The sequence below is a fragment of the Streptomyces sp. NPDC088254 genome, assembly GCF_044740925.1.
In the GTDB taxonomy this organism is placed as follows: domain Bacteria; phylum Actinomycetota; class Actinomycetes; order Streptomycetales; family Streptomycetaceae; genus Streptomyces.
Map to the genome: position 1 here is coordinate 232,489 of NZ_JBIURQ010000002.1, position 24,351 is coordinate 256,839.

21 protein-coding genes are annotated in these 24,351 nt (G+C 70.4%); 6 read left to right on the forward strand and 15 right to left on the reverse strand.

Annotated elements, in window-relative coordinates; translation table 11 throughout:
• Window positions 1-345: 345 nt before the first annotated feature.
• The 4 genes from ACIOC0_RS07940 to clpB form a co-directional block, all read right to left on the reverse strand.
• On the reverse strand, window positions 346-2,001 hold the full coding sequence (locus tag ACIOC0_RS07940; protein WP_402153596.1) for a recombinase family protein: 1,656 nt from the start codon (window positions 1,999-2,001) through the stop codon (window positions 346-348).
• Window positions 2,002-2,659: 658 nt separating this feature from the next.
• Window positions 2,660-3,214, reverse strand: a complete 555-nt coding sequence (locus tag ACIOC0_RS07945; protein ID WP_402153598.1) for a Uma2 family endonuclease — start codon at window positions 3,212-3,214, stop codon at window positions 2,660-2,662.
• 422 nt (window positions 3,215-3,636) lie between these two features.
• Entirely contained in the window at window positions 3,637-4,167 is a 531-nt protein-coding gene (locus ACIOC0_RS07950; RefSeq protein ID WP_402153600.1) for a YbjN domain-containing protein, read from the reverse strand.
• A 115-nt stretch (window positions 4,168-4,282) separates the two neighbouring features.
• Window positions 4,283-6,916, reverse strand: coding sequence for an ATP-dependent chaperone ClpB (gene clpB / locus ACIOC0_RS07955; protein WP_402153602.1), 2,634 nt, complete (start codon window positions 6,914-6,916; stop codon window positions 4,283-4,285).
• A 117-nt stretch (window positions 6,917-7,033) separates the two neighbouring features.
• Here clpB and ACIOC0_RS07960 point away from each other — a divergent pair, with 117 nt between their 5' ends.
• Complete coding sequence (locus tag ACIOC0_RS07960) at window positions 7,034-7,447, forward strand: pyridoxamine 5'-phosphate oxidase family protein (RefSeq protein WP_130438659.1); 414 nt, start codon at window positions 7,034-7,036, stop codon at window positions 7,445-7,447.
• Between the two features lie 212 nt (window positions 7,448-7,659).
• Here the strand turns inward: ACIOC0_RS07960 and ACIOC0_RS07965 are convergent, their stop codons facing one another.
• Together ACIOC0_RS07965 and ACIOC0_RS07970 are read right to left on the reverse strand one after the other, a co-directional pair.
• Window positions 7,660-7,998: a hypothetical protein gene (locus ACIOC0_RS07965; protein WP_130438661.1), complete on the reverse strand. Its 339-nt coding sequence runs from the start codon at window positions 7,996-7,998 to the stop codon at window positions 7,660-7,662.
• A 1-nt stretch (window position 7,999) separates the two neighbouring features.
• Window positions 8,000-8,218 carry a hypothetical protein gene (locus tag ACIOC0_RS07970; protein ID WP_402153604.1) on the reverse strand — a complete coding sequence of 73 codons (219 nt, stop codon included), beginning with the start codon at window positions 8,216-8,218 and terminating at the stop codon, window positions 8,000-8,002.
• Window positions 8,219-8,334: 116 nt separating this feature from the next.
• On the opposite strand from ACIOC0_RS07970, the gene ACIOC0_RS07975 reads away from it, so the two are divergent.
• Window positions 8,335-9,348, forward strand: coding sequence for a helix-turn-helix transcriptional regulator (locus ACIOC0_RS07975; RefSeq protein ID WP_352244737.1), 1,014 nt, complete (start codon window positions 8,335-8,337; stop codon window positions 9,346-9,348).
• Here ACIOC0_RS07975 and ACIOC0_RS07980 read toward each other — a convergent pair.
• The 9 genes from ACIOC0_RS07980 to ACIOC0_RS08020 all read right to left on the reverse strand — a co-directional run bounded on the left by ACIOC0_RS07980 (window position 9,311) and on the right by ACIOC0_RS08020 (window position 18,425).
• Window positions 9,311-10,357: a LuxR C-terminal-related transcriptional regulator gene (locus ACIOC0_RS07980; protein ID WP_402153606.1), complete on the reverse strand. Its 1,047-nt coding sequence runs from the start codon at window positions 10,355-10,357 to the stop codon at window positions 9,311-9,313. The two genes, ACIOC0_RS07975 and ACIOC0_RS07980, sit on opposite strands and share 38 nt — an antisense overlap.
• Before the next feature lie 180 nt (window positions 10,358-10,537).
• Complete coding sequence (locus ACIOC0_RS07985; RefSeq protein ID WP_402153608.1) at window positions 10,538-11,647, reverse strand: sugar ABC transporter substrate-binding protein; 1,110 nt, start codon at window positions 11,645-11,647, stop codon at window positions 10,538-10,540.
• A 237-nt stretch (window positions 11,648-11,884) separates the two neighbouring features.
• The gene (locus ACIOC0_RS07990; RefSeq protein ID WP_402153610.1) at window positions 11,885-13,615 is read right to left on the reverse strand and encodes a type IV secretory system conjugative DNA transfer family protein; all 1,731 of its coding nucleotides are present in this window, start codon (window positions 13,613-13,615) and stop codon (window positions 11,885-11,887) included.
• A 99-nt stretch (window positions 13,616-13,714) separates the two neighbouring features.
• Window positions 13,715-14,245 (reverse strand): hypothetical protein, encoded by a 531-nt coding sequence (locus ACIOC0_RS07995; RefSeq protein WP_402153612.1) that lies wholly within the window; start codon window positions 14,243-14,245, stop codon window positions 13,715-13,717.
• Between the two features lie 8 nt (window positions 14,246-14,253).
• Window positions 14,254-16,326: a peptidoglycan DD-metalloendopeptidase family protein gene (locus ACIOC0_RS08000; protein ID WP_402153614.1), complete on the reverse strand. Its 2,073-nt coding sequence runs from the start codon at window positions 16,324-16,326 to the stop codon at window positions 14,254-14,256.
• A 6-nt stretch (window positions 16,327-16,332) separates the two neighbouring features.
• Window positions 16,333-17,016 (reverse strand): hypothetical protein, encoded by a 684-nt coding sequence (locus ACIOC0_RS08005; protein WP_402153616.1) that lies wholly within the window; start codon window positions 17,014-17,016, stop codon window positions 16,333-16,335.
• 136 nt (window positions 17,017-17,152) lie between these two features.
• Entirely contained in the window at window positions 17,153-17,515 is a 363-nt protein-coding gene (locus ACIOC0_RS08010) for a DUF4913 domain-containing protein (RefSeq protein ID WP_402153618.1), read from the reverse strand.
• Complete coding sequence (locus ACIOC0_RS08015) at window positions 17,512-17,859, reverse strand: hypothetical protein (RefSeq protein WP_402153620.1); 348 nt, start codon at window positions 17,857-17,859, stop codon at window positions 17,512-17,514. The genes ACIOC0_RS08010 and ACIOC0_RS08015 overlap by 4 nt, the downstream gene beginning before the upstream one ends.
• A gap of 23 nt (window positions 17,860-17,882) precedes the next feature.
• A complete protein-coding gene (locus ACIOC0_RS08020; RefSeq protein ID WP_402153622.1) occupies window positions 17,883-18,425 on the reverse strand; it encodes a hypothetical protein in 543 nt (180 codons plus the stop codon).
• Between the two features lie 320 nt (window positions 18,426-18,745).
• Between ACIOC0_RS08020 and ACIOC0_RS08025 the strand changes: the two genes are divergently transcribed.
• From ACIOC0_RS08025 to ACIOC0_RS08040, 4 genes are all read left to right on the forward strand, one after another.
• Complete coding sequence (locus ACIOC0_RS08025; protein ID WP_402153624.1) at window positions 18,746-20,401, forward strand: conjugal transfer protein; 1,656 nt, start codon at window positions 18,746-18,748, stop codon at window positions 20,399-20,401.
• A 63-nt stretch (window positions 20,402-20,464) separates the two neighbouring features.
• The gene (locus ACIOC0_RS08030) at window positions 20,465-20,728 is read left to right on the forward strand and encodes a hypothetical protein (RefSeq protein WP_130438683.1); all 264 of its coding nucleotides are present in this window, start codon (window positions 20,465-20,467) and stop codon (window positions 20,726-20,728) included.
• Between the two features lie 76 nt (window positions 20,729-20,804).
• Window positions 20,805-21,290 (forward strand): hypothetical protein, encoded by a 486-nt coding sequence (locus ACIOC0_RS08035; protein ID WP_402153626.1) that lies wholly within the window; start codon window positions 20,805-20,807, stop codon window positions 21,288-21,290.
• 55 nt (window positions 21,291-21,345) lie between these two features.
• Entirely contained in the window at window positions 21,346-24,342 is a 2,997-nt protein-coding gene (locus ACIOC0_RS08040; protein WP_402153628.1) for an ATP-binding protein, read from the forward strand.
• The last annotated feature ends 9 nt before the right edge of the window (window positions 24,343-24,351 follow it).

Below are 24,351 nucleotides of genomic sequence, written 5' to 3' on the forward strand. Positions count from 1 at the left end.
TGATGGGCACCGCGCAACCTCCCTGTCGTCTCTCCTGCTGCGGGTTCGGGGTCCAGAGAGCGTGTGGGTTAAGTGGCATTTTCTGACGCACCGTCAGATAACTTGGCGGAAGCTCTGTGCGGCCGCCTGCGGGCCGTCTGTGGCTCTCTCGGCGTGCCGGGCGGCGAGGCAACGGGAATGGCTCAGACGGCCGTCTGTGGCCTCCTTCGGGGCCGTTGTCGGCAAGTGCGGCGAACCCCTCGGCGCTGGCCGGTCGTTGAGAGCCCCTGTACGGCCGTCTGCGGGCATGGGAAAGGCCCGGCAGGAAGTTGTCCCACCGGGCCTCTGCCAGGCTCTCAGCGCGTCCTACTCGGCCACTGTTACCTCCGCCTCTGTCGCTGCGGAACCCGGCAGATCCACAACGCGCGTGAACCCTGCCCATGCGTAGTGGAATCGCTCGGCCGTCACCTTGGTACGTCCGGCCCCGAACTTCCGCCGCACGCAGACACCGTCAAGCGCCAGCGCCAGCAACCCGCGTCGTTCTTCCTCTGTCGCTGCCTGCCAAGCCTCTTGGATCTGCTCTGCCTCAAAGAGGAAAGACACATCCGCTGTCGGCTCGGGCAGCGCGCTGAGCGCCTTCTCGGCCTGCCTCACTTTGTCCTCGGCCTCGGCCAGCAATCCGGGGAAGTATTCCGCCGCAGGGCCGCTGAACTCCCCGCGCTTGTAACGGGCGTCGAGCAGGTCGCTAAGTTCCGCCTTAGTGTTTTCCACGCGTTCGGCAAGTTCCTTTCGTTCGCTCACTGCATCGGGACGGTTCGCAGCCAGCCAGCGAGTTGCCACGGCGAGAATCAGCGCGTCGTCCGGCTCGCTTGTCGTAAGTCGGCCGACGAACGCAGCGAACACAAAGTCGTGGGCGTATTTCGCCATGACCGACGCGGGTGCATCGCACGGCCGTCCCCCAGTCGTCTTGTGCGGGCAGTTGTAGGACATGCCGCGCCGAACCATCTTGCGGCCGCACCCGGCGCAGGACAGGAGTCCCGAGAGAAGGTGCCGGGGCAGGCTACGAACTCCACGGCGGGCGGGGCTCGACTTGTCCCCCAGCAGCTTTGTGCGGCCCTTTACAGCCTTACGGGCCCGCATCTGCTCAGCCTCGCTGACGAGTGCTTCCCCGACGCTGATACGGCGTCCCTCGGCGTTCCGGTGAATCGGGTCTTCCCGCTCGAACCACTGAGAGGACGGCTGTAGTCCGATGTACGCGGGGTTTTTGACGACGCGATACATGTACTGCGGTGACCACTTGCCGCCACTCGGGCACGAGATCCCCTCGGCGTTGAGCCGCTCCGCCACTTTCGGTGCAGTCGCTCCCGCCGCAATCTCGAAGACTATTCGCCGGATCACGTCTGCCTTTGTCGGACTGCCTTCCTTTTCGGGAATGGCGGGGGTGTTGTCGGCAACGAGCTTCCGATCCTTGGTCTTGGCCAACCCGTAGGGAACACGCGGAGCCAGCCAATAGCCCTGGTCTTTCGAGTAGCGCCAGGAGTCCGTTACACGGTCTGAGAGTTGGTCGCTGAACTCCTTTGCGTCCTCCGCGCGCCACATGATCATGCGACGGTCCTTCGGTTCGCTGGTGTCGAGATTGTCAGCGCCGAAGAAGATTCGTCGACCCTCTAGCCGTTCCATGATGGTGAGGACAGCGAGCGCGCCCCGGCGGCTGAATCGGTCCAGCTTGTACGACCAAAGGCACTTAATTTCGCCGGTCTCCAGTGCGTTAAGGCCAGCGTCGTACGCAGGTCGCTTCACATCCTTTGATCCGCTGATTCCGTGATCCACCCACACATGACGCGGGGTGTAGCCATTCCATTTGGCCCAACGAATGCCGTCTTCAATCTGCTGCCCAACGCTCAGTTCGGTGTCCCGCTGACCCTTTCGGGCAACGGACTTCCGAGCGTAAATATCGAGATCACCGTTCGGATCAATCGTCTTAAACGGCGTCGTCATCGGCCGGAACGTCGGAACGCTCACGGAACCCCCTTGCATCCGGGTGAAGACCCGGCCAGCGGGGGGCGGGTTGCCCCTACTGGGAGCGCGGCGCTTGTGGGTCTGCCCTACAGAGAGGGAGCCAGTGAAGCGCCGTGCTCACGTCTTCACCGGCTGCAAGCGGACGGGTGTGCTGGAGGAGGCGGTAGCCCGTTTGATGGCCCTGTCCGCCCAGGGCCATCAGGCCTGACGGCCACCTGGCGCAAACCCCTTCGCCGCAGGGCGGGGTGAAGCCGGTCGAGACTGCTGTCACCTGTCGACGGCGTCTGCGCATCGGCCGGGGGGCGGCAGCCGATCCACGGTCGGTCGGGCCGGGCGAGACGAAAACCGCTGACGTTCGCCTGGCGTCAGCGATATGTGCCAGAGCTGGTTGGTCCCCTCGGTGCTCCGCCATGTCCGCTGAGCCCAAGAGCGAACCACTGGCAAGGCGGCGCACCGCAGGAACACCGCAGGCAATCCCGCTGCGGAGGCGCCTTTCAGTCAATGTCCGACCGCGGCGCCTCCATGCGGGGAAGGTGTCTCGATCGCGTCGGCGGGCAGGTCGGCGATGCGGCGCAGGCACCGGACGAGGACGTCACGGTCAGTCGCGTGACGAGCCCGGGGTCGAGACGGCATTACCGAGCGACACCACGGAGGTCCTTCGTCAGCGGGCGTCCGCCTCGGGCTCCGGGCGCGGGAGCTCGTCAAGGTCGAGGGTGAAGGTGCGGCCGTCGGCCAGGGGGATGGGGAGCTTGCCCGTGCCGTACTTGTGCGTGTGTGCCGCGATGTAACCGGTGCCGGTCGGCTGGGTGTGGAGGACGACTTCCTGGGCGTACGGGTCGACGACCAGGTAGATCGGGATGCCGTAGCGGCCGTACTTGGCGGTGCAGTCGTCGTAGTCCTTGCGTGCGGAGGAGGTCGAGACGACCTCGGAGATCAGCAGGACGTCCTCGAAGCTGTAGCGCTTGCCTTCCTTGCGTGCGTCCTCGCGCATGATCGCGAGGTCGGGGGCGGAGTTCTCGTCGGCGGGGAAGTCGATGTAGACATCGGAGGTGACCTTCGCGTGACGGCCGAGGGCGAGAGCGGAGTCGATCTGCATCGACCTGATGGTGCTGGAGTACTCCTCGCTCTGCGGAGTCATGATCACCTTTCCGTCGGCCCCGAACAGGACCGTGTATCCCTTGGGGAACTGGGTGTGCACGATCGCGTCGACGCTCATGGACGGCTCCTTCCCGTGTGTGGTCAGGATACGGCGGACAGCGCTCTGTCCCGGGACTGGCCGCGGCGGGCTTCGCGGTCTACCGCCGGCGGGCACGAACTTCGCCACCGCGGACACCCGCCCCCCTGGGCGAGACCGATGGCTTCGCTTTTGCCGCAGGAGGTCAGTGGCCTGCCGGGCCCTCGCGGACAAGGGTTCGGTGAGTCCGGGAGGTGGACGGCCGCCGCGACCCGGTCGCCTCAGGGGCGGCGGCCGCAGGCTGTGAGAATCCGAGCGCGGCGGAGCGCTGGGAACCGTGCACCGCGAGAACCGGGGCGTGGACGGCGAGAGCCCGGCCGGGCCGCGTGGTCGCGGGGTGGGCCGGGCTCTCGTGAGGTGTGACTCGCGGGGCGCGGGGGTCAAGTGGTGCGCGCGGGGCGGAGTTACTCGTCGCCCTCCTCGGGCTTCTCCGCGTCGTTGACCTCCTGCTCCAGGCCCAGCTGCTCCACCAGCCACTTGTCGAACTCGATGGCCGCCCGCACCCAGCTCACCGTCGAGGAGACGAACAGCTCGATGTTCACACCGGCGCCGATCAGCAGCTGCGCCTCGCCGATGAGGCGGACGGTGCCGTCGTCATGGGTGTGGGTGTAGACCTTCGGCCACAGGGTGCGGCGGTTCCAGTCGTCGATCGCCTCCAGCAGCTGCGGCTTGGCGTCGATCTTGTGCGGCCGGTCGAAGAACGTACGCACCGAGTAGACCGCCTGCTCCCCCTCACCGCGGAACATGAAGTAGGTGCGGAACTCCTCCCACGGCGCCGCGAGGTCGCCCTCGTCGTCTACGACGTACTTGAGCTCCATCTGGTCGAGGAGCTGCTTCACCAGGTCCTGATCCGGAACGACGGGGCCCGCCGGTCCCTGGGGCTGCGGCTCGGGCTGGCCCCCGAAGTTCGGAATCGAAGACGGGTCGATGGACATATGTGAACACTCCTGCGGTCGTCTGGTCCGTCCGGCCATCAGTGAGACCAGACGTACAACCCACCCTCTCTCTCTTGCCCCGTGACCGGCAACCTGCCCGGCCGGTGTGCCCCGACTACACCGTCTTTCCCGTCGCGGGACCCGTCTCGGCACCTGTCGCCGGACCCGTCGCGGGGCCCACGATGAGGCCCTCGCCGAAGGCGTCCACGCGGACCGTGTCACCGTCCTTGACCTCGCCGGACAGGATCTCCTTGGCGAGACGGTCGCCGATGGCCGTCTGGACCAGCCGGCGCAGCGGGCGGGCGCCGTAGGCCGGGTCGTTGCCCTCGTCGGCGAGCCAGGCCAGGGCCGCGTCGGTGACCTCCAGGGTGAGCCTGCGTTCGGCCAGCCGCTTGGCCAGCCGGTCGATCTGGAGCCTGGCGATCCGGCTCAGCTCGTCCTTGGACAGCGCCGAGAAGACGACCAGGTCGTCGAGCCGGTTGAGGAACTCCGGCTTGAAGGAGGTACGGACCACCTCCAGGACCTGTTCCTTCTTCTCCGCCTCGCTGGTGAGCGGGTCGATGAGGAACTGGCTGCCCAGGTTGGAGGTCAGCACCAGGATGACGTTGCGGAAGTCGACCGTGCGGCCCTGCCCGTCGGTCAGCCGGCCGTCGTCGAGCACCTGGAGCAGGATGTCGAAGACCTCCGGGTGCGCCTTCTCCACCTCGTCGAGCAGGACGACGCTGTACGGCCTGCGGCGCACCGCCTCCGTCAGCTGGCCGCCCTCCTCGTAGCCGACGTAGCCGGGCGGGGCGCCGACCAGGCGGGCGACGCTGTGCTTCTCGCCGTACTCCGACATGTCGATGCGGACCATGGCCCGCTCGTCGTCGAAGAGGAAGTCGGCGAGCGCCTTGGCCAGTTCGGTCTTGCCGACGCCGGTCGGGCCGAGGAAGAGGAACGAACCGGTGGGCCGGTCGGGATCGGCGATCCCGGCGCGCGAGCGGCGCACGGCGTCGCTCACCGCGCGCACGGCCTCGGTCTGGCCGATGAGGCGCTTGCCGAGCTCGTCCTCCATGCGCAGCAGCTTCTGCGTCTCGCCCTCCAGCAGCCGGCCGGCCGGGATGCCCGTCCAGGAGGCGACCACGTCGGCGATGTCGTCGCTGCCGACCTCCTCCTTGACCATGGTGTCCTTGGCGGCCTCTTCCTCGGCCTCGGAGGCGGCTTCCAAGTCGCGTTCCAGGGAAGGGATCTCGCCGTAGAGCAGTTTGCTGGCGGTGTCGAAGTCGCCGTCCCGCTGGGCGCGTTCGGCCTGGCCGCGCAGTTCGTCGAGCTTCTCCTTCAGCTCGCCGACCCGGTTGAGGGACTGCTTCTCCTTCTCCCAGCGGGCGTTGAGACCGCGCAACTCCTCTTCCTTGTCGGCGAGGTCGCGGCGCAGTTTCTCCAGACGCTCCCGGGAGGCCGGGTCGGTCTCCTTGTCGAGGGCCAGCTCCTCCATCTTCAACCGGTCCACGGCGCGCTGGAGTTCGTCGATCTCGACGGGGGACGAGTCGATCTCCATGCGCAGCCGGGAGGCGGCCTCGTCGACGAGGTCGATGGCCTTGTCGGGCAGGAAGCGGGAGGTGATGTACCGGTCGGAGAGGGTGGCGGCGGCGACGAGCGCGCTGTCGGCGATCTGCACCTTGTGGTGCGCCTCGTAGCGGCCCTTGAGACCGCGCAGGATGGCGATGGTGTCCTCGACGGTCGGCTCCGCCACCAGCACCTGCTGGAAGCGGCGCTCCAGCGCCGGGTCCTTCTCGATCCGCTCGCGGTACTCGTCGAGGGTGGTCGCGCCGACCATGCGCAGCTCGCCGCGGGCCAGCATGGGCTTGAGCATGTTGCCCGCGTCCATGGCGGAGTCGCCGCCCGCGCCGGCGCCCACGACGGTGTGCAGCTCGTCGATGAAGGTGATGATCTGCCCGTCCGAGTCCTTGATCTCGGCCAGGACGGTCTTCAGCCGCTCCTCGAACTCGCCGCGGTACTTGGCACCGGCCACCATCGCGCCCAGGTCGAGCGCGACGAGCCGCTTGTTCTTCAGCGACTCGGGCACGTCGCCCTTGACGATCCGCTGGGCGAGGCCCTCGACGACGGCGGTCTTGCCGACGCCCGGTTCGCCGATCAGGACGGGATTGTTCTTGGTGCGGCGGGAGAGCACCTGCACCACGCGCCGGATCTCGGTGTCACGCCCGATGACGGGGTCGAGCTTGCCCTCGCGCGCGGCGGCGGTGAAGTCGGTCCCGAACTTCTCCAGCGCCTTGTACTGCCCCTCGGGGTCGGCGGTGGTCACCCGGCGCCCACCGCGGGCCTTCTGGAAGGCGTCCACCAGCTTCTTCGGGGTGGCCCCCTGCCTGGAAAGCACCTCGGCGGCCTGGCCGCCCTTGGCGGCGATGCCCATGAGCAGGTGCTCGGTCGACAGGTACTCGTCCCCGAGGTCCCTGGCGCGCGCCTGCGCGTCGGCGATCACGGCGAGCAGCTCGCGGTTGGGCTGCGGGGGCGCGACGGTGGAGCCGGCCACGCTGGGCAGCGAGCCGAGCACCTTCTCCGCGCCGGCCCGCACGGCTGCCTGGTCGGCGTCCACGGCGGCGAGCAGATCGACGATGTTCTCGTTGTCCTGGCCCTCCAGGAGAGCCAGGAGCAGGTGGGCGGGGGTCAGATCGGGGTGGCCCCCGGACAGGGCCCGGTTGCCGGCCGCCTGGATCGCGTCCCGGCTCCGGTTGGTCAGCTCGGCGTCCACGTTCGCTGTCTCCTCCTTGCGTCAGCCGTCAGCACCTGACTCACACGACGTACACAAACTTGAGTCTAGTCCACTCAAGGCGCGGACGGGCGCCGCACGGCCGCTAAGTTCCCCACCATGGCCGCATACCCCCAGGACCCGGGCTCTCCCGACGCGCCGTACCTCGCCTTCTGGCGGGAACGGCACGTGTGCACGCTGACCACGCCCCGCCCCGACGGCTCACCGCACGTGGTGCCCGTCGGAGTGACATACGACCCCGAGGGGCGAACGGCTCGGGTGATCGCCGACCGGGCGAGCCGGAAGGTGCGCAACGTGCTGGCGGCCGGCCCCGAGGGCGCGCGCGTCGCCGTCTGCCAGGTGGACGGCCGCCGCTGGGCCACCCTGGAGGGCCGCGCCTTCGTCCACACCGACCCGGAGCGCGTCAAGGACGCGGAGACCCGCTACGAGGAGCGCTACGGCCACCCGCCCCGCCCGAACCCCACACGCGCGGTGATCGAGATCAAGCTGACCCGAGCGATGGGGAAGGGCTGAGGTCCCGGAAACCCGCGGAGCGGGCCGTTTGTCGTTCGGTGGGCGTGTGACCGAATCGTGTGGGTGGTTTCCGGCCACTGCCGGATCGTCGTCGCGTCCGCACAGGTCCGGAAATATCGCCGGAAACTGCAGCGGCGTCACCGTGTTCAGGTCACGGTGACGCCGCTGCGGGGGGAAGTACCTGAGCGATCTGTTACGACGGGGGAATCGCGTCAGGCACTGCGGGGGGTGGCTGAAACTGTCCTGGAGGCGGCCGGACCGGCCGGCTCGGCCAGCTGGTGGTCGCGCTGATCCAGGTTCACGAAGATCATTCCGTACCGGATGGCACATCTCACGGGCTGCGGCGCCCCCCGAGGCCGCCGCAGGCACTTGTACGCCCGTACGTCGCCCTCCTCGTCCCGCGTCACCACGACCGGCTCTCCGAAGACGGCCACCATCAGCGAGTCGCCGCTGTGCGGGATCGCGGTGACCAGGTCGATGAAGTGCCAGCCGGAGCGGTAGGCCGTGGCCATCTCGCGACGGAAGGAGCGGTCGTCGGGTGGAGTGGTCACATCAGGCTCCGGATCCGTCCGCCGTGCCGGACGTCGGTTCCTCGGGAGCCGGCCCCGCGACGGGAGCCGCCGGCCAGTGACTGTCCGCCAGCGTGACGGTCGTGGCGGACTGCGGCCAGTGGCTGTCCGCCGTCACCTCGTCCTTCACGTCGGAACGGGCGCTCAGCACCCCGATGGCCACCACGGCGGAGAGGGCGGCAACAAGTACCGAGCGAAGCATTTTGTGGCACATGGTCGGCCTCGTCCTCACTTGAAAGTCTCCTCTTCCCCCGTCGGTAAAGACGATGGCTCATTCGGGCACGTCATGACCACAGGATCGATGCATCATGTTCCTGCATGTTCAGGACCCTGGGGGGTGGAGATCTCGTGGCAAACCGGACCAAAGCAACGCATCCCCATGCGGTGACCCAACTGTGCGAGGAAGGTGGCCGACTTTACGCCAACGCCCTGCGCACGGGGAGGGTCGCCCGTGTGGACGCGGAGTCCGCGCCTTGCCTGGTGGACCTCGCCCTGCTCGTCCCCGACCCCGACGACGCCGACTGGCTGCGTCCGGTTCCGCCCAGCGTCGCGCTCGCCCAGCGGCTGCACCCCATCGAGCAGGAGATCAACGAACGCCGCCGGCTGTCCGTCGAACTCGCGGACGTCTTCGAGCCGTTCCTCGCCCTGAGCGCCCAGTCCGCCACCACCGACCACTCCATCACCGTGCTGGAAGGCGCCGCCCGCATCAACGAGGCCCTCAACCTCGCCACCGGCCAGTGCCGTTCGGAGATGCTCACCATCCAGCCCAGCGACGACCGCTTCTCCGAGCGCAGCCTCGCCCTGGGCCTCGAACGCGACCGCCCCATGATCGAGCGCGGGGTGCGCATCCGCACCCTCTACCAGCACACCGCCCGCCACAGCCCGGAGAAACTGGGGTACGTGGCCCAACTGGCCAACGGCAAGGTCGAGTACCGCACGATCGCCGAGGTGGTGGAGCGCCTCATCGTCTGCGACGAGACCGTCGCCTTCATCCCCGCCCGCGACGACCAGCAGGTCGCCCTGGAGCTGCGCCACCCCGGCCTCGTCCGCTACCTGGTGAAGGTCTTCGAGTTCATGTGGGCCCGCGCGGTCCCGCTGAGCGCCGGCGCCCCCTACGAGACGGACCCCGGCGGCATCACCGACATCCAGTACTCCATCGCCAAGCTCCTCGTCGAGGGCCACGTCGACGAGGCCATCGCCCGCCGCCTCGGCATGAACGTACGCACCTGCCGCGCCCACATCGCCAAGCTCGCGGCGATCCTCGGCAGCGGCAGCCGCGCCCAACTCGGCTTCCTCATCGCCCAGTCGGGGATCCTGGAGCGCGAGGACTGATCCCCGCCGGGGGCGGCGCCGCCCCGCCGAGCGGCTTGTCCAGGCCGACCTGTGCGATGCGCACGCCCAGTTGGGTACGGCTCGCCGCGCCCAGGGTCTCCGAGAGGCGGGCGATGTGCGCCCGGCAGGTGCGGACGCTGATGCCGAGGCGCTCCGCGATCACCGCGTCCTGGTGCCCCTCCGCGAGGAGCGCCGCGATGGACTGCTCCCGGTGCGAGACGCCCTCGATACGGGTGTCGGGCAGCGGCGCGGTCAGCGGGATCGCCAGCCGCCACAGCCGCTCGAACACGGTGACCAGGTAGGCGATCAGCGCCGGGTGGCGCAGCTCAAGCGCCATGGTGCGGTCGGCGTTGGCGGGGATGAAGGCGACCGTGCGGTCGAAGAGGATCAGCCGGTCGATGACCTCGTCGAGCGTGCGGGCCTCCACCGCCGGGCCCATCAACTCCAGGTAGTTCAACAGCCCTTGACCGTGCCGGGCCACATGCGTGTACAGGTCGCGCATGCGCACGCCACGGCCGCGCAGCGCGAGCGCCCGGTGCAGCCCCTCGGACAGTTCGTGCTCGCGCCGGATGCCGCCCGGCTGGACGGTCAGCACCTCCGTGGTGCACGCCCCGGTCGCCTGGTCCAGGGCCGCCTGGATGCGTGCGTCGCCGTCCAGGACGCGGATCGCCGCGCCCTCGGCGACGGCGGCGGACGGCGCCGGCCCGCCGAGGCCCGCGTACCGCTCGAACGCGGCGACCGCCGTGCCCATCCGCCGCCGGCTCGCGCTCACCTCGTCGTAGAGGCCGTGCAGCAGCCGGGTCATGACCTCCTGCGGGGAGGTCGGCACCAGCCAGTCCATGTCGTCGGGGTCCGGGTGGAGCAGGGCCAGCTCCAGCAGACAGGGCACCTGCTCGGCGTCACCGCGCGGCACCCGGCCTCGGCGCACGGCCCGGGAGTACACACGGTCCCCCGCCTCGCACAGCCGGTCGGCGCCGTGCGGATGGTCCTGCGCCCCGTGCCCGGCCATCGCCCGTCCCACCCCCGCTGCCCGCGGCCGTCGGCGCCGCAGGTGTCGGTGCCGGTGCCGCCGGCGCTTGTGCGCCTGACTTCCGCAGCGCAACTATGCGCGGCCCGGACCGGCTCCGCAACAACGGCAGGGGGCACGCGGTGTGCGTGCCCCCTGCCGTTGTCGCCGAGCCCAGGTGGGTTACTTCAGGCCGATGGAGTTGCAGGCGGACTTGTACTCCGAGGTGCAGATGTCGGACACCTTGTAGATGCCGTCCTCGATGACGGTGCTCTTGATGTTGCTCTTCGTCAGCGCGACCACGGGGACCAGGTTGGCCCGGATGCCCTTGTCGGTGGGGCTGTCGACCGTGTCGCGGGTCAGGGACTCGAACTGGAGGTCACGGCCCCGGACCTTGGCGACGGCCATCGCCGCGGCGGCAGCCGCCATCTGCGGGTAGGGCTTGTAGACGCTCATGTACTGCTCGCCGCTGACGATCCGCTGCACGGCCGGGAGTTCCGCGTCCTGGCCGGTGACCGGGGGCATGTCGTCGTCGCTGACGCCCGCCGCCTTCAGCGCCTTGATGACGGCGCCGGCCATGGCGTCGTTGGCGGAGTACACAGCGGCGATCTTGCTCGCGCCCATCCTGGAGATCGCCTTGTCCATGTTGGCCTTGGCTTCCTTCGGGTCCCAGTCCTTGGTGTCGAAGGACTCGCTGATCTTCACCCGGCCGTTCAGCTCCGACAACGCGCCCTGCTTGAACTGGGCGGAGTTCGGGTCGGTGGGCGAGCCGTTCATCATGACGATCTGGTCACTGAGGTCGGCCGCCCCCAGGGCCTCCACCAGGGTGCGGCCCTGGACCTCGCCGACGAGCTCGTTGTCGAAGGAGACGTACGCGTCGATCGGGCCCTGGGCCAGGCGGTCGTAGGCGATGACGGGGATGCCCGCGTCCTTGGCCTTCTTCACCGTGCTCGCGATCGCCTTGGAGTCGACGGCGTCCAGCAGGATGACGTCGACCTTGTCCTCGATCATCCGCTCCATCTGGGTGACCTGGGTGGAGTTCTTGGCGTTCGCGTTGGCGTACTGAATGCTGCCCTTGTTGTTGGTGAGTTCGGCGACCTTGGACTTGATGATGGGGTAGTCGAACTGCTCGTAGCGGGTGTTCGTCTCCTCCGGCATGAGCAGGCCCACGGTGAGGTCGTCACCCTTGGTCGGTGTCGCCTCGCCCGCTTCCTCCGTCGCGCCCAGCATGCCGCAGCCGGCGAGCGAGAGGGACAGCGTGGAGGCAACCACGGCTATGGCGATACGACGCATTCGGGGGCTCACTTCAGGTGCGTTCCGGACATCGGGTGCGACATGCTGACCCAGGTGTCTGAAAAGACAACGCGGCGGCGACCGTCGACGTCAAGCCAAACTACTTAACGAAGTAACAACATCACCCTCCGCTCAGCATGTGAAGACACATGGAGACGACACGGAGGGCACGTCACGAACGGGCGAAGAACCGCGCACTTCACAGGGGCGCTTCCTCAACTCGCCCCGGCGCGGATCTCAACGCGCCCCGGGGTCGTGCTTCTTCAGCGACGCCTGCACCTCGGCGGCGTACGCCCCCTCCCACCACGGGATCGTCTCCACCAACACCGGCTTGATACCGGACGCCAGCACCAGGGCCCGCCCCGGGGGCATCGCACCGAGATCGGAGACCCCGAGGACGCGTTCACGACGCGTGGACTCACTGACCGTACGGTTGCCGGACCAGCCGCCGAACTCCGACTCACGGCTCGTCTGGTACTCGCGCAGGTCGAACTCGCCCGCCAGTTCGCTCAGATCACCGAGGAACCGGGTGTCGGAGACGCCGCCGCCGTAGACGCGCACGTTCGCGGCCGACCACAGCTTCTCCATGCCGCGCTCGCCCCACACCTCGATGCCCTGCGCCCAGGACTGCAGGATCGTCATCAGGATGATGCCGCGCGAGCCGTAGTGGGAGTACAGGTCGGGCAGGGAGCGCCAGCGGCACACGTTGGCGGCCTCGTCGAGCACGCCGACCAGCGGCAGCGGGAGCCGGCCGCCGCGCTGGGCGGTGGCGTACTCCTCGGCGGCCTCGACGACGGCGACCGTGAGCGCGGTCACGAGCGGCCCCGCGGAGTCGCGCCCCTCCCGGGAGAGCGAGTACAGGGTGCCGCCGGTGCGGACGAAGGCGTGCGGGTCGAACTGCGGCGCGTGCGGGTCGGCGGGCGGGGTCACCCAGCGGTTGACCTCCGGGTCGACCAGGCAGGACGCCATCTGCTGGGCGACGCCGTAGATGCCGCTGCGCTGCTTGTCGGGGGCGCTCACGACGCCGGCGAAACCGTCGGCGGACATGGTGTGCCCGGCGCCGCGCAGGATCCGCTCCGGGGTGTCGTCCTTGGGGTTGGACAGCCAGGTGTAGATCTGGGTGATCGGCGCCTTCGCACAGGCCGCGGCGAGCAGCAGGTTGGCCAGCAGGTCCTGGCCGGCGGGGTCGAAGAAGGCGTCGGTGGAGGCGTTCGCGTCCCGCGACCCGCTCGCGAAGTGGTCGGCCATCCTGCGGGCCTTGGCGACGTCGGTGACGTACGTCAGCGGGTTCCAGTACCAGCTCGGCGGCTCGGCGGCGACCTGCTGCGGGTCGAACACCCAGACCGGACCGCGGGCGCTGCGCGGGCCGCGCGTCGCGTCCACGACGTCCCGCTTGTTGGAGGTGACGAGCACCGCGCCCGGCCCGTCGAGGATCGCGGGGATCGCCCGCCGGGTGGTCTTGCCGGTCCGCGGTCCCCAGATGTCGACGTGCATGTCCTCGTACGACCCGAACAGCGGCTGCCGGCCCTTCACGGACCGCCCGATGAACACGCCGGGCGTGCCCGCCCGCACCCCGAGCCGCTCGGCGGTGGCCGCCGCGCCCTTCATGGTGAGCTTGCCGAGCTCCTCGCCGCGCGCGAGGTGCCGGGCCGCGCCGTCCACGCCGGGCTTGTTCCGGATCCGCTGCCGCACCCGGTACGCGGCGAGCACCAGCACGCCGACCAGCACGGCCTCCCCGGCGGCGACGGCACTGGCCGCCGAACCCGGCCAGCTGTAGTCGCCCTTGACGACGGCCACGAGGAACGACAGCGGGTTCGAGGGCGGCGCGGGCGCGTCGGCGTACGACGCCCCCACCTCGGCGGCCAGCCAGGCGCCGGCGCCGCACAGGAGGACGATCGCGACGACGATGACGATCTCGAGAGTCCAGTCGTCCTCGGCCCGAGGCTTCTTCTGCTGCTCAGCACTCACCGGTGGGGCTGGCCTTTCTGGGGGTGGGGTGTGCGGGTCTTCCGGGGCGCGGTCAGGCCTTGTCCGGGGCGAAGACGAAGACGCCCTCACTCGTCGCCATCACAGTGTGGCCGTCGCTCGTGCCGGTGTGCCGTCCTTCCACTGGCTGATCTGGAAGAACTCGGCGGGGACGAGGTCCCGTTCGCTCGACCAGCCGCTGCCGGGGATCTCGACCTCGACCGACGTGCGTTCCCGGCCCGTTGCCGCGTCGAACAGGCGGGCCCGGAAGCGGTACTCCTCCGGCGTTCCGCCCGTGTTGTCGGGGTACGTCGTGGTGTCCTCGGTGAGGACGACGGCGTCTCCGAGCACACAGGTCTGCGCCTTGTCCCCGACGACCCGGCTCGTGGCCCGCTGCACCGGGTCCCCCGGGCAGCCCTTCACGGCACCGGTCTTCACAGCCCATACGGGCTTGCGGGACAGGCCCGGCAGCGCGGCGCCCCCGTACACCGGGCCCGGGACGGCGGACGCCGATGCCTTGGGCGTCGCCTTCCCGGTGGCGCCGGCCTTGGCCGTGTCATCGCCGCCCCCGCAGCCGGCGACCAGCCCGAGACATGTGAAGGCGCTCGCGGCGTGCAGGAGGTGACGCTTCATCGGTGACTTCATGCTCCCTTTTCGTTCTGTGTGCCGTCGCCCTCGACCGCGTTCGTGCCCCGTGGGACGGGGACGCGGTAGACGCCGGTGATCTTGTCCTGGTAGTCCCACTTGCTGAACTCGACCGCCTTGCCCGGACGCGGGGCGTGGAGGATCTTGTGGCCCTTCGGGTCCCAGACGAGGCCGACGTGGCCCGAGGACCCGTCGGACTCCGGCCGGAAGAAGATCACGTCACCGGGCTGGGCCTGGGACAACGGCACCTCGTACTTCTTGAGGTACGGCTCCTGACTGCGCGTCGTCGTCCCGATGTCGATCTTCCCATCGCTGGCCATGTAGTAAGCCCACTGCGTGAAGCTGGAGCAGTCGAAGCTGGTCGGGTTGCGGCCCTGGAGCCGCGGCGCGCCGTACACGTAGGGGACGCCGATGCCGCGCTGAGCCCAGCCGAGGACCGCGCGGATCACCGGGTCGTCGGAGTCGGGCAGGACACCCGAGGCGCCCGCGCCGTCCGGGGCCACGGCCGCGCCGCCGGTGTCGGCGGCGCAGTCGGCGTACTCCGCGTCCTTGCCTCCCTCGTCGGAGCCGGGGACCGTGCCGTAGTCGGGGTTGGCGGTGACCTTGCCCCGCATCCACCCGTCGGGGTCGACCATGCCCGGGCCCTGGTCCCGGCCGCCCACGAAGGGGTTGTCGACACCGGGAAGCAGCACCTCCCAGTGCAGGTGGGGCCCGGTGACGTTGCCGGTCGCCCCGACCGTCCCGATCTGCTGTCCGCGTTTGACGCTCTGGCCCACGGACACCTTGATCGAGGTCTGGTGGGCGAAGAGGGTGATGACGCCGCCTGTGTGCTGAAGTTTGGTCATGTTCCCGTACGAGCCGCCGGGGCCCGCGTGGACGACCTTGCCGTCGGCCGGAGCGTAGATCGGCGTGCCGGAGGGCGCGACGAGGTCGAGCCCGGTGTGGTATCCGAGGCTCCACATACGGCCGCTCTTGTGGTACGGCGTGCCGACCGTGTACGAGCCCTGCTTCATGGGCCACTGCCAGTCCTTGCCCGTGGCGGGCTCGTCGGCGAACGACACGGTGGTGACGCGGCCGGTCCCGCCCGAGTACGCGGCCAGAGCCATGGCGGTGGTGGATTCCCCATCGCCGCCCTCGTCCAACGCCGGTGTCGACCAGGAGCGCGGTGAGGTGGCGGCGATGCTGAGCGCGGAGCCGGGCTGGGCGTTGTTGCCGATCGGCTCGGGGATGTCCGACTGCTGCCCGAGGGTGGGGAAGCCGGGGTTCTTCTCGATGGTCTCCTTCAGATGCGCGTACCAGCGCTTGATGAGGGCTTGGTCGCCGGTCAGCGTGCCGCGGTAGCGGGCGGCCTGGGTGAGGACCACACGGGGGTAGATCGTGTTGGACGCGGTGGAGCCGGAGTAGGTAAGCAGCGCCTTCCAGGGCTCGGTCTCGGCCTTCTTGGCGTGCAGGAAGTTGGCGGCGGCCCAGGCCGCGTCGTCGATGTTGTAGAGGTCCTTCTTGCCGTCGCCGTTGCCGTCGGCGCCGTAGTCCTTCCAGGCCGGCGTGCCGAACTGGAGGATGCCCATGTATCCGGCGGAGTTCCTGCCGCCCGGCGCGGCCGACTTGTCCTGGCCGAACTTGGTCTCCTGGTACATCTGCCCCGTGATGAGCGTCCAGTCGAGGCCGTCGTAGCGGGCGGCGGCACGCATCGCCGCGAGGATCATCCTGGGCGGGATCTCGTTGCGCGCGGTCTCGCTCGGCATGTACATCTTGCCGGCCGGCATGACCGGGTTGGTGGCCGCGGCGTCACCGGTGTTGCCTGCGTTCGCGTTGTCGGAGTAGTCACCGCAGTCGGCCGCCGCGGCGCCGGCGCCGACGCCGCCGACGAGGCCGCCCAGGATGGCCAGGACGAGGGTGCCGACGCCGGCGACCGGCAGGCATCCGACACCGCCGAGCAGCCACAGCCACTTGGTTTTCTTGTTGCCGTCGCCGCCCTGTCCCCCGGAACCGCGCTGAGCCGCGGCCTTGGCCGCCTTGGCGACCTTCGCGGCCTTGCCGGCTGCGGCGAGTACCGCCGGTGCCACCATGCCGGCTCACGCCCCCGAGTCGTCGGACGCGCCCACGTCGCCGAGGCCGAAGACGTCGAACCCGGAGACCAGCCAGTCGCCGCTGTCCTCCCTGACCGTCACCAGCCACTTGTTGGACTCCACGGTGGTCTCACCGCCCACGGTGTACCGGGCCGTCACCTCGACCAGGCTGGAGATCGAACGGCCGCTGTCGCCCACCAGGTCGGCCGAGACGACGGCGTCCCGCACCACGACGGCCGCGCCCTCGGAGGAGCACTGTCCGGCTCGGCAGGTCGCCCACTCCTTGCCGGTGGGCAACGCGGTCGCCTGCTTCATCCGCGTGTCCCGCGTGGTGAGCGCGAGCAGGGGAGCACTCCAGGCAGCGGGCCGGCTCGTGTGGTTGTACGTGGTGAGCCCGGCCATGTACCGCACCATGACGGCGTGGGCCTCGGCGGCCTGGGAGGCGGACACGATCGGGGCGACCGCGGCGCCCGCCGATGCGCTGCCGGGAGTCTGTCCAGCGTCGCCGGAGGTCTGCTTGTCGTGGCCCGCGGTGGCGCTGGGCACGGCCGAACCGCCGTGCGCGTCAGCGCCGTCGTCCCCGTCGTCCCCGTCGAAGACCGTGAACACGGTGAGCACGGCGATCAGGAGGAACCCGAGCACCCCCAGGGCCAGAAGCCCTGTGCGCTTGTTCTCCTCAGGCAAGTCCACGCTTTTGCGCCTCCCTTGTGCTGAGCCGGTACGGCGGGTGACCGGGACACGGTAGGGGGCGTCGGTCCGAGACAGCCGCGGGCTTTCCCGGCGGGGAAAGTCCGGGAAAAGGAGGCGGCAGCCCGGGAGAGGCGGATCACTCCGGGCGGGGATCCACCGGCAGTGGGTCGAACGGGTAGGGCGTGTGGCCGTCTTTCGGGGAGCAGGCTGCGAAGGGGCCCAGGTCGGGGTCCATCAGCACGCGCAGGTGCGGGTCGGTGTGGTGCAGCCACCACGTCGACATGCCGAGCGCCGCGTCCTGGCGCAGGTGCTCCCAGGCCAGCCAGAGCGCGGAGAGGCGGGCGCCGGCCTCGGGGTGCTCCCACCACTTCGGGCACCAGGTCGCCGAGGAGCCGTTGACGCGGCGGCGGATCACCTGGGACAGGTAGTCGGAAACGAAGACGAACACGTCGGGGAAGAAGAACTCCGGTTCATCGGAGATGGGTTCGCTACCGGTCATCGTTCGACTCCCACGGGCTGCTGCTGGACGACGGGCGGCGGCAGGGTGAGGGCTGCAGCCGGGTTCAGGACTCCATGACCCGCCATCGGGCCCCGCGGTGCGGCGGAATTGGCGACGGGGCGTACGTCGACGCCGGGGAGGAACTCACTGCCGGCGACCCGCCGCGCGGGCTCGGCTCTGACGAACGCGAGGGGTTCCCACCTCTGCCGCCCGCACCACTCCCGCAGCTCGCGCTCGGGCCCCCAGGGGGGTCCGGGCCACACCGAGGCCCAGTCCGCCTCCCGCAGCACCGCCAGCTCGGCGGCGAGGTCCTGAGCCGTACGGCCGGTCGTCTCCGTCAGCATGGCCACCCCTCTCGACCAGGCCATCACGTCAGGAAGATACCGAGCAGCAGCAACGCCACCACGATCGCGCCCATCACGATCCGCGCGGTCGGATCCTCGCGTTCCCACAGGTCGTGGACGACCGCCCAGCCCGTCAGACGCGCGGCGCGGCCGCCGTGGACGCCGGGGGCCTCCTGCGGTTCCCCCATGTCGTCCCGGCCCTCCGCAGGACCCTGCTCGGGGTCCTCGTCGAAGCCGACCGGCAGCCCCTGCTGCTCCTGCGCCACCAGCACCATCTGTTCGAGCAGTTCGGGAATCGTGTTCGGCGTGAGGGGATAGGCGAAGGTGCCGTACGGCGTCCGCACGCACAGCCGTGACTGCCAGGGGTTGCCGGGCTCGTAGCCGTCGACCCAGGCGTGGTCGGCCTGGAGGACCTGCTCGGTCTGGGGCGCCGCCGGCGTGAGGGAAGCCCGGGGCGGCTCGGGCTCCGGAGTGACCTGCGGGACCGGCTCGACCGGTTGCGGCTGCCGGGGGATGCCCGCGGCGCGGGGATCGGGCTGCTGCGGGTTCCCGCTGTGGTCGCTCAACTCTCGTCCTTCGCCGGGTCCGTGGGGGCCAGAGGATGCTGCCGGGTACGTCGGACAGACGCGCCCAGCGCATTGTGGGCCGAGGGCGGTCCGGCGCGACGGCCCCACTCTCCCGACGCGTTCCTGACACCTTTCCCGGCGGCTTTCCTCCCGGCGGCCCGGCGGGAATCCCCGCTCTCCCGGCAGGGAAAAGCGCGGCGGTCGCGTGACGTGTCTTTGCCACACTGCCAGCGCACCTGGCAGGGCCAGGGGCCCGTCATGCGGTGCGGTCACGCCCGCGCAGACGGACGGGGAACCGACTCGCTGGAGTGACCGACTCGATGACAGACCACAACAGCGCTGCCGGCGCGGTCGGCGGAGACCGGCCTTCGGCGCAGCCCGGGTCTTTCGGTCCTTCCCAGCAGCAGCCCCAGCAGCAGTCCGCGGCGCAGCCCCAGCAGTCCGCGCAGGACCCCCAGCAGGCGTGGCAGACCCCGGCACAGATCCCGCAGGCCTCCCCGCCGCAGCAACTCCCCTCCGACGCGGCCCGCGCCCAGGTCGCGGCCGCCTGGGTGCGCAACGCCCCCCGGGCCGGCCAGGCCGCCGTACCGTCGCTGCCGCCGCGCGAGACGCGCCCCCAGGGCGAGTCGAAGAAGGACAAGCGCGAGCGGGAGCGGGCGGAGCGCAAGGCGGCGTACGAGAGGAAGAAGGCGGAGAAGGAGCAGCGCAAGCGGGGCGGCGCGACGCCGACGGCCTCGGCCACTACGGCTGCCGCGGCCGCGTCGGCGGCGGCCGTGAGCCCACAGACGCCCGCCGTCACCCCCACACCCGCTCCCGCCCTCACCCCCACGGCCGCCGCCCCCGAGCCCGCCCCGCCCCGCAGCTTCGACGTCCCACGCCCCGGCGGCCGGATCCCCGGCGGTGGGCGTCGTACGCACGTCGCCCTGCGCGCCACCCTCCTCATCACCGTCTGCGCGCTCGCGCTCGGCTCGTGCGGCGTGATGGGCCTCGTGGTCGGCAAGTCGTCCGGCGCCACCGCCGCGGGCCTGGACGCCGGCGACGCCGCCCGGTACCGGCTCACCGAGTTCCCGACCGAGCGGGCGGCCGCCTTCGCGGAGCAGTACGCCCAGCTGTGCATGACGTTCTCGCCGGACACCTCCTCCGCCCGGCGGGCCGAACTCGCGCGGTACAACTCCGCCGGCGTCGACCCCGAGTGCGGCTGGAGCGGTGAGGGCTCCGGCAAGGCCGTGTCCACCGCCTGGGACGGCACCGCCGAGAAGCTTCCCGAGTACGGCGAACACGGCCGCTACATCGGCGTGCAGGTCCGCTCCGAGGACGGCACGCTCACCACGCTCACCGTCCCCGTGTACGTGAAGGACCTCAAGACCGGCGAGGGCATGCGGGTCGCGGGCGACGTCGGCCAGATGCCGATGCCGGCGGCCGCGGACGTGCCCGAGGTGGACCAGCGCGGGGAGGTCGTCGACGACGCCCTGTCCACGCAGCTCCAGCAGAAGGTGCTGCCGGGCTACTTCACGGCCTGGGGCGCCTCCGACACGACCGCCATGGCCCGCTTCATCACCCCGGACGCCACGCTGACGGCGACCACCGGCCTCTCCGGGCGGCTGACCGCCCCGCAGGTCGGCGCCGTCGTCGCGCTGGCGCCGCCGAGCGTGCAGAACAGCAAGCCGTACAGCTACGACGCCGGGCAGGCCGTCCAGGTGCGCGTGTCCGTCGACTGGACCGACGCGAAGGGCGTCGTGGTGCGCCGCGCCTACCGGATGACGGTGGTGAACACCGCCCAGGGCTGGTTCATCAAGGACGTCCGGGGCGGTGTCCTCGACGCGGAGGGCGGCCGGGCCGACGGCGACGCCGACAGCGGCCCCGCGACGGCCTCCCCCTCGGCCCCCGCCCCGTCCGGTGCCCCCGCCCCCGCCCCCTCGCCGTCGCCCTCCGCGGCCGCCCCCAGGCCGTCCGCGAAGCAGCCCGGCAAGCCCTGACGGGAAACGCCCCGGCGCATCCCGCAGCACTCACGACCACGTCACCACCCGAGAGGAACCACCATGTACCTGGCCGCCGGTACGACGCTGAACGACATGTTCGGCGAGATCGAGACGATCCTGCGCAACGCGGGCACCATGGTCGCCGTCATCGCCCTGCTCATCCTCGGCATCCGGATGCTGCTGTCGATGAAGCGCGGCGACGGCATGCGCGAGGCCTTCCAGGGCTTCGGCATGATCGCGCTCGCCGCCCTGATCATCGGCGGCGCCGGCGGTCTCGCCGGTGTGCTCATCGGTCTCGGCACCCAGATCGGCGGCGGCAACTGACGCCTGGCACGGGCCGCGCCCCGACCACCCGCCAGCAGCCGCCGTACAGCCGTCCCTTGCAGGGGAGTTCGCAGACATGAGCCAGGAGGCGCCGGAGCCGCTGGTCGCCTACGACCACACCGACCTGGTCAACCGCCCCAAGCGGATCTGGAACTGGGGCAACATCCCGCTGCCCGGCCTGCTGCTGCCCGCGCTCGGCGCGGCCTTCGGCTTCGGACTGCTCTGGCTCGTCACGCTGTTCACGGTCTCGGCGTTCCTGCCCTTCCTGGGCATGTCGATGTGGACGTCGGTCCTCTACTTCGGGCCGCCGTTCGCCGTCTACTTCATCTGGGGCCGGCCGCTGCCGTCGGCGCTCACACTGAGCCAGCAACTGGTGGTGTGGGCCGACTGGTGGCTCCAGCCCAAGCGCCTCCAGGGCCTCGCCGCCGACCAGGAGCCGGAGGAGCTGCACTGGCAGGTCATCCTCTGGACCCCGGGCTCGCCGCGCTGGCAGGCCCGCTACGACGCCGCCCGGCGGGTCGCCGCCGAGCGTGGCAGCGCGTTCGCCGCGGCCAGGCGCTGACCCATCGCTTCCGCCACCACTGACCGACGTCTTCTATCCGCAGGATGACTACTCCATGTTCATGCTGATCCTCCTGGGCGGGGCGGCCGCCTTCTTCGTGGTCGCCATGATCATGGCCGCCACCTCGAGCAAGAAGCAGGGCCAGGGCGGCCGGACGCAGTCGTCCTCGTCGCGGAGCTCCTCGCGCGCCCGGCAGTCGGGTTCGTCCTCCGCCGCACGCCGCGAGGACCTCCGCCTGCCCTACCGCTACGCCGACGACATGATCTTCGTGCACGGCGACTCGGTGTGGACCGGTCTCGTCCTGCCCAACGCCATCGACGAGTACCTCAACGCCGGCGAGCTCCAGGCGATGGCCGAGGGCCCGGCCCGCGGTCTGCTCAACCTGGCCCGCGGTGACCGGGGCGTGGAGTGCCACTACCGCAAGGTGTACCAGCCGATCACCGCGCTGACCTGGGCGGAGGAGCTGAACGCGGTCGCCTGGGACCCGACGGAGAACTACAAGGCGTACAACCTGCGCAAGGCCGAGTACCAGGAGCGCATCGGCGCCAAGCGGGAGCGCAACATCCTGCTGGTGAAGCTCGGTTCGCTCAAGCGCGCGAGCGGCGGCACCGGGGTCATGGCCCAGGACGACGAGCCGTACGACGAGCCCGGCGTGCTCCAGGGCGTACGCGGCGCCGCCGACCAGGCCGCCGCCACCGCGACCGGTGTCGCCGACGAGCACCTGGCCCCGCACGTCGTCGCCGAGTGGGCGCAGGTCGCCACCGAGGTCCACGAGAGCCTGGAAGGCCTCAAGGGGTCCCCGCTCAGCCGCGAGGAGCTCGTCTGGCTGATCCGCAAGCCGCTCCACGGCGACCTGCCGGTCCCGCCGGAGCCGGTGCTCGGCTCGCGCGCCTGGGGCCCCGACCAGTTCGACCTGGTCGTCGACTTCTCCGGCGAGAACCGCAAGACGCACATCGTGCTGCACCAGTACGACGAGGTGACGGGCGAGCAGCAGACCAGCTACACCACCACCCTCGTCGCCGCCAACTGGCCCGCCGAGACCCGCTTCCGTCAGTCGACGGCCTGGGCCCGCTACGCCGCCCAGCACGTCGACTTCCCCGTCGAGATCGACATGCGGTTCACACTCATCCCGTATCTGAGGTTCAAGGACCGCGCCGACAAGATCCGCGGCAACCTCGTCGACGAGATGAACGACATGGCCAACTCCGGCCGCACCCCCGACACCAAGCTGGCCAGCCAGGTCACCCGCGCGCAGGAACTCGTCGACGACATCGACGAGCACAAGATGCCGGGCATGGAGGCGCAGATCCGCTTCACCATCTCGGCTTCTGACGTAAGGGAGTTGGAGCGTCGCCGCCGGGTTCTGGAGATGCAGTTCAAGCAGGACCTGAAGGTCACGCTGCTGCGTCCGAGCCGCCAGCAGTGGCGGCTGCTGCAGTCCCAACTCCCGGGTGACGCACCCAAGCTGCCGATCGCGCCGTATCTGCGCCTCCAGGAGGTGGAGCAGCTGGGAGCCGGACTGCCCACCGCCGGAACGGAGTTGGGCGACAACCCGGAGACCCGCTCCGGCAAGCGTCTGGGCTGGGTCGGCAACCTGGTCGGCTGGGCGGGCAAGATGCCGGTCCACTACTCGCTGCACGTGGGCCCGGCCCGCAACGACGGCGGCGGCCTCGCCATCGTCGGCGCGTCCGGCGGCGGCAAGTCCTCCCTCGCCCTGCAGAAGTTCTACGAGGAGTCGGAGTCCGGCGTCCGCTGCCTCGTCATCGACCCCAAGACCGACTTCGCCCAGCTGTGCTACTACCTCGCCTTCGGCGCCCAGGTGAACGACCCGGCGTTCGCGGCCGACGCGGAGTCGGGCGTGCTGGGCACGCCGGCCAGCCGGTTCCAGCCGGTGAACCCGGAGTTCTGGGCCGAGACGGAGGTCGTCGACCTCCTCAAGGGCCAGGCGGGCGTGCTCGACCCGTGGGTGATCGCGAGGGACGTCCCGGCGGGCCGCCTGCTCGCCGAGTCGATGCTCCGGGGCTTCCTCGGCGACGACGACTACCAGCGCGTACGCCTGCCCGTCATCGAGGCGATGGCGACCGTCATCGGCCGCTACAACTCCGCGATCCGCCAGGCCGTCGAGCAGGGCCACACCGCCCGCGACGCCGAACTCGCCGTACCACGGCCGACGTTGTGGCAGGTGGTCGACGAGGTCGTGGCGGCGTACGACCACGCGGTCGCGTCCGGCGACCGCGAGGCGCAGAAGGACCTCAAGCTCGCCCAGATGCTCCTCACCGAGCTGCGCACGCTCCCCTACGCCCGGCTGGCCTTCGCCGAGCACCCGCAGCCGCTGTCCAGCATGCGGGGCCGCCGCACGGTCATCACCCTGCGCGGCTTCCAGTCGCCGGCGGCCTCCGACCCGCGCAACTGGAACCCGGCGGAGCGCCTCGCGGCGACGGCCCTGATGGCGGTCGTGGAGCTGGGCAGCCAGATGCTGGACGTCGGCTACGAGAAGAACCCGGTGACCGGCCAGGTCGGTCTGCGCCCCAAGGCGCTCTTCGTCGACGAGGCGTACGTCGTCACGGCCACGGAGTCGGGCCGCGACCTGATGCGCAGGGCCCTGAAGCAGGGCCGTTCCTACCTGGCCGTGACGGTCCTGATCACCCAGCAGGCCATCGACCTCGTGCAGATCGAGGACTCCGAGGCCCGCAGCGGCGGCGCGAACCAGATCCACACCGTGTTCGCGTTCAAGCAGAAGTCGGCCCAGGAGGCGTCCCTGGTGGCCCCGCTCCTCGGCCGCCCCGAGGACGACCCCAAGGTCATCGCCGCCCTCCAGGACCTGCGCACGGGCGTCTGCCTCCAGCGCGACGCCGACAAACGCGTCGGCACGGTCGCCGTCGACCTGGTCTTCAAGGAGATCCTCGCCGCCACCGACACCAACGGCACCACCCGCCCGGCCCGCCAGGGCGTCAACCCCCCGCTGAGCGTGTGGGACTGGACGTTCCTGCAGGAGGCGGAGGAGGACCCGGCTGCTCCTTTCCAGCCGGAACCGGCCGCCCAGCCGGCATGACGTACTGCC

What these genes read in the sequence shown, in the direction of transcription:
- ACIOC0_RS07970 (WP_402153604.1), bottom strand. Translation starts at nt 8,218, where the DNA reads ATGCTTCGCTCGGTACTTGTTGCCGCCCTCTCCGCCGTGGTGGCCATC.
- ACIOC0_RS08010 (WP_402153618.1), bottom strand. Translation starts at nt 17,515, where the DNA reads ATGACCGGTAGCGAACCCATCTCCGATGAACCGGAGTTCTTCTTCCCC.
- ACIOC0_RS08030 (WP_130438683.1), top strand. Translation starts at nt 20,465, where the DNA reads ATGTACCTGGCCGCCGGTACGACGCTGAACGACATGTTCGGCGAGATC.
- ACIOC0_RS07975 (WP_352244737.1), top strand. Translation starts at nt 8,335, where the DNA reads ATGTTCAGGACCCTGGGGGGTGGAGATCTCGTGGCAAACCGGACCAAA.
- ACIOC0_RS08025 (WP_402153624.1), top strand. Translation starts at nt 18,746, where the DNA reads ATGACAGACCACAACAGCGCTGCCGGCGCGGTCGGCGGAGACCGGCCT.
- ACIOC0_RS08000 (WP_402153614.1), bottom strand. Translation starts at nt 16,326, where the DNA reads ATGGTGGCACCGGCGGTACTCGCCGCAGCCGGCAAGGCCGCGAAGGTC.
- ACIOC0_RS07985 (WP_402153608.1), bottom strand. Translation starts at nt 11,647, where the DNA reads ATGCGTCGTATCGCCATAGCCGTGGTTGCCTCCACGCTGTCCCTCTCG.
- ACIOC0_RS08035 (WP_402153626.1), top strand. Translation starts at nt 20,805, where the DNA reads ATGAGCCAGGAGGCGCCGGAGCCGCTGGTCGCCTACGACCACACCGAC.
- ACIOC0_RS08040 (WP_402153628.1), top strand. Translation starts at nt 21,346, where the DNA reads ATGTTCATGCTGATCCTCCTGGGCGGGGCGGCCGCCTTCTTCGTGGTC.
- ACIOC0_RS08015 (WP_402153620.1), bottom strand. Translation starts at nt 17,859, where the DNA reads ATGCTGACGGAGACGACCGGCCGTACGGCTCAGGACCTCGCCGCCGAG.
- ACIOC0_RS07995 (WP_402153612.1), bottom strand. Translation starts at nt 14,245, where the DNA reads ATGAAGCGTCACCTCCTGCACGCCGCGAGCGCCTTCACATGTCTCGGG.
- ACIOC0_RS07945 (WP_402153598.1), bottom strand. Translation starts at nt 3,214, where the DNA reads ATGAGCGTCGACGCGATCGTGCACACCCAGTTCCCCAAGGGATACACG.
- ACIOC0_RS07980 (WP_402153606.1), bottom strand. Translation starts at nt 10,357, where the DNA reads ATGGCCGGGCACGGGGCGCAGGACCATCCGCACGGCGCCGACCGGCTG.
- ACIOC0_RS07960 (WP_130438659.1), top strand. Translation starts at nt 7,034, where the DNA reads ATGGCCGCATACCCCCAGGACCCGGGCTCTCCCGACGCGCCGTACCTC.
- ACIOC0_RS07950 (WP_402153600.1), bottom strand. Translation starts at nt 4,167, where the DNA reads ATGTCCATCGACCCGTCTTCGATTCCGAACTTCGGGGGCCAGCCCGAG.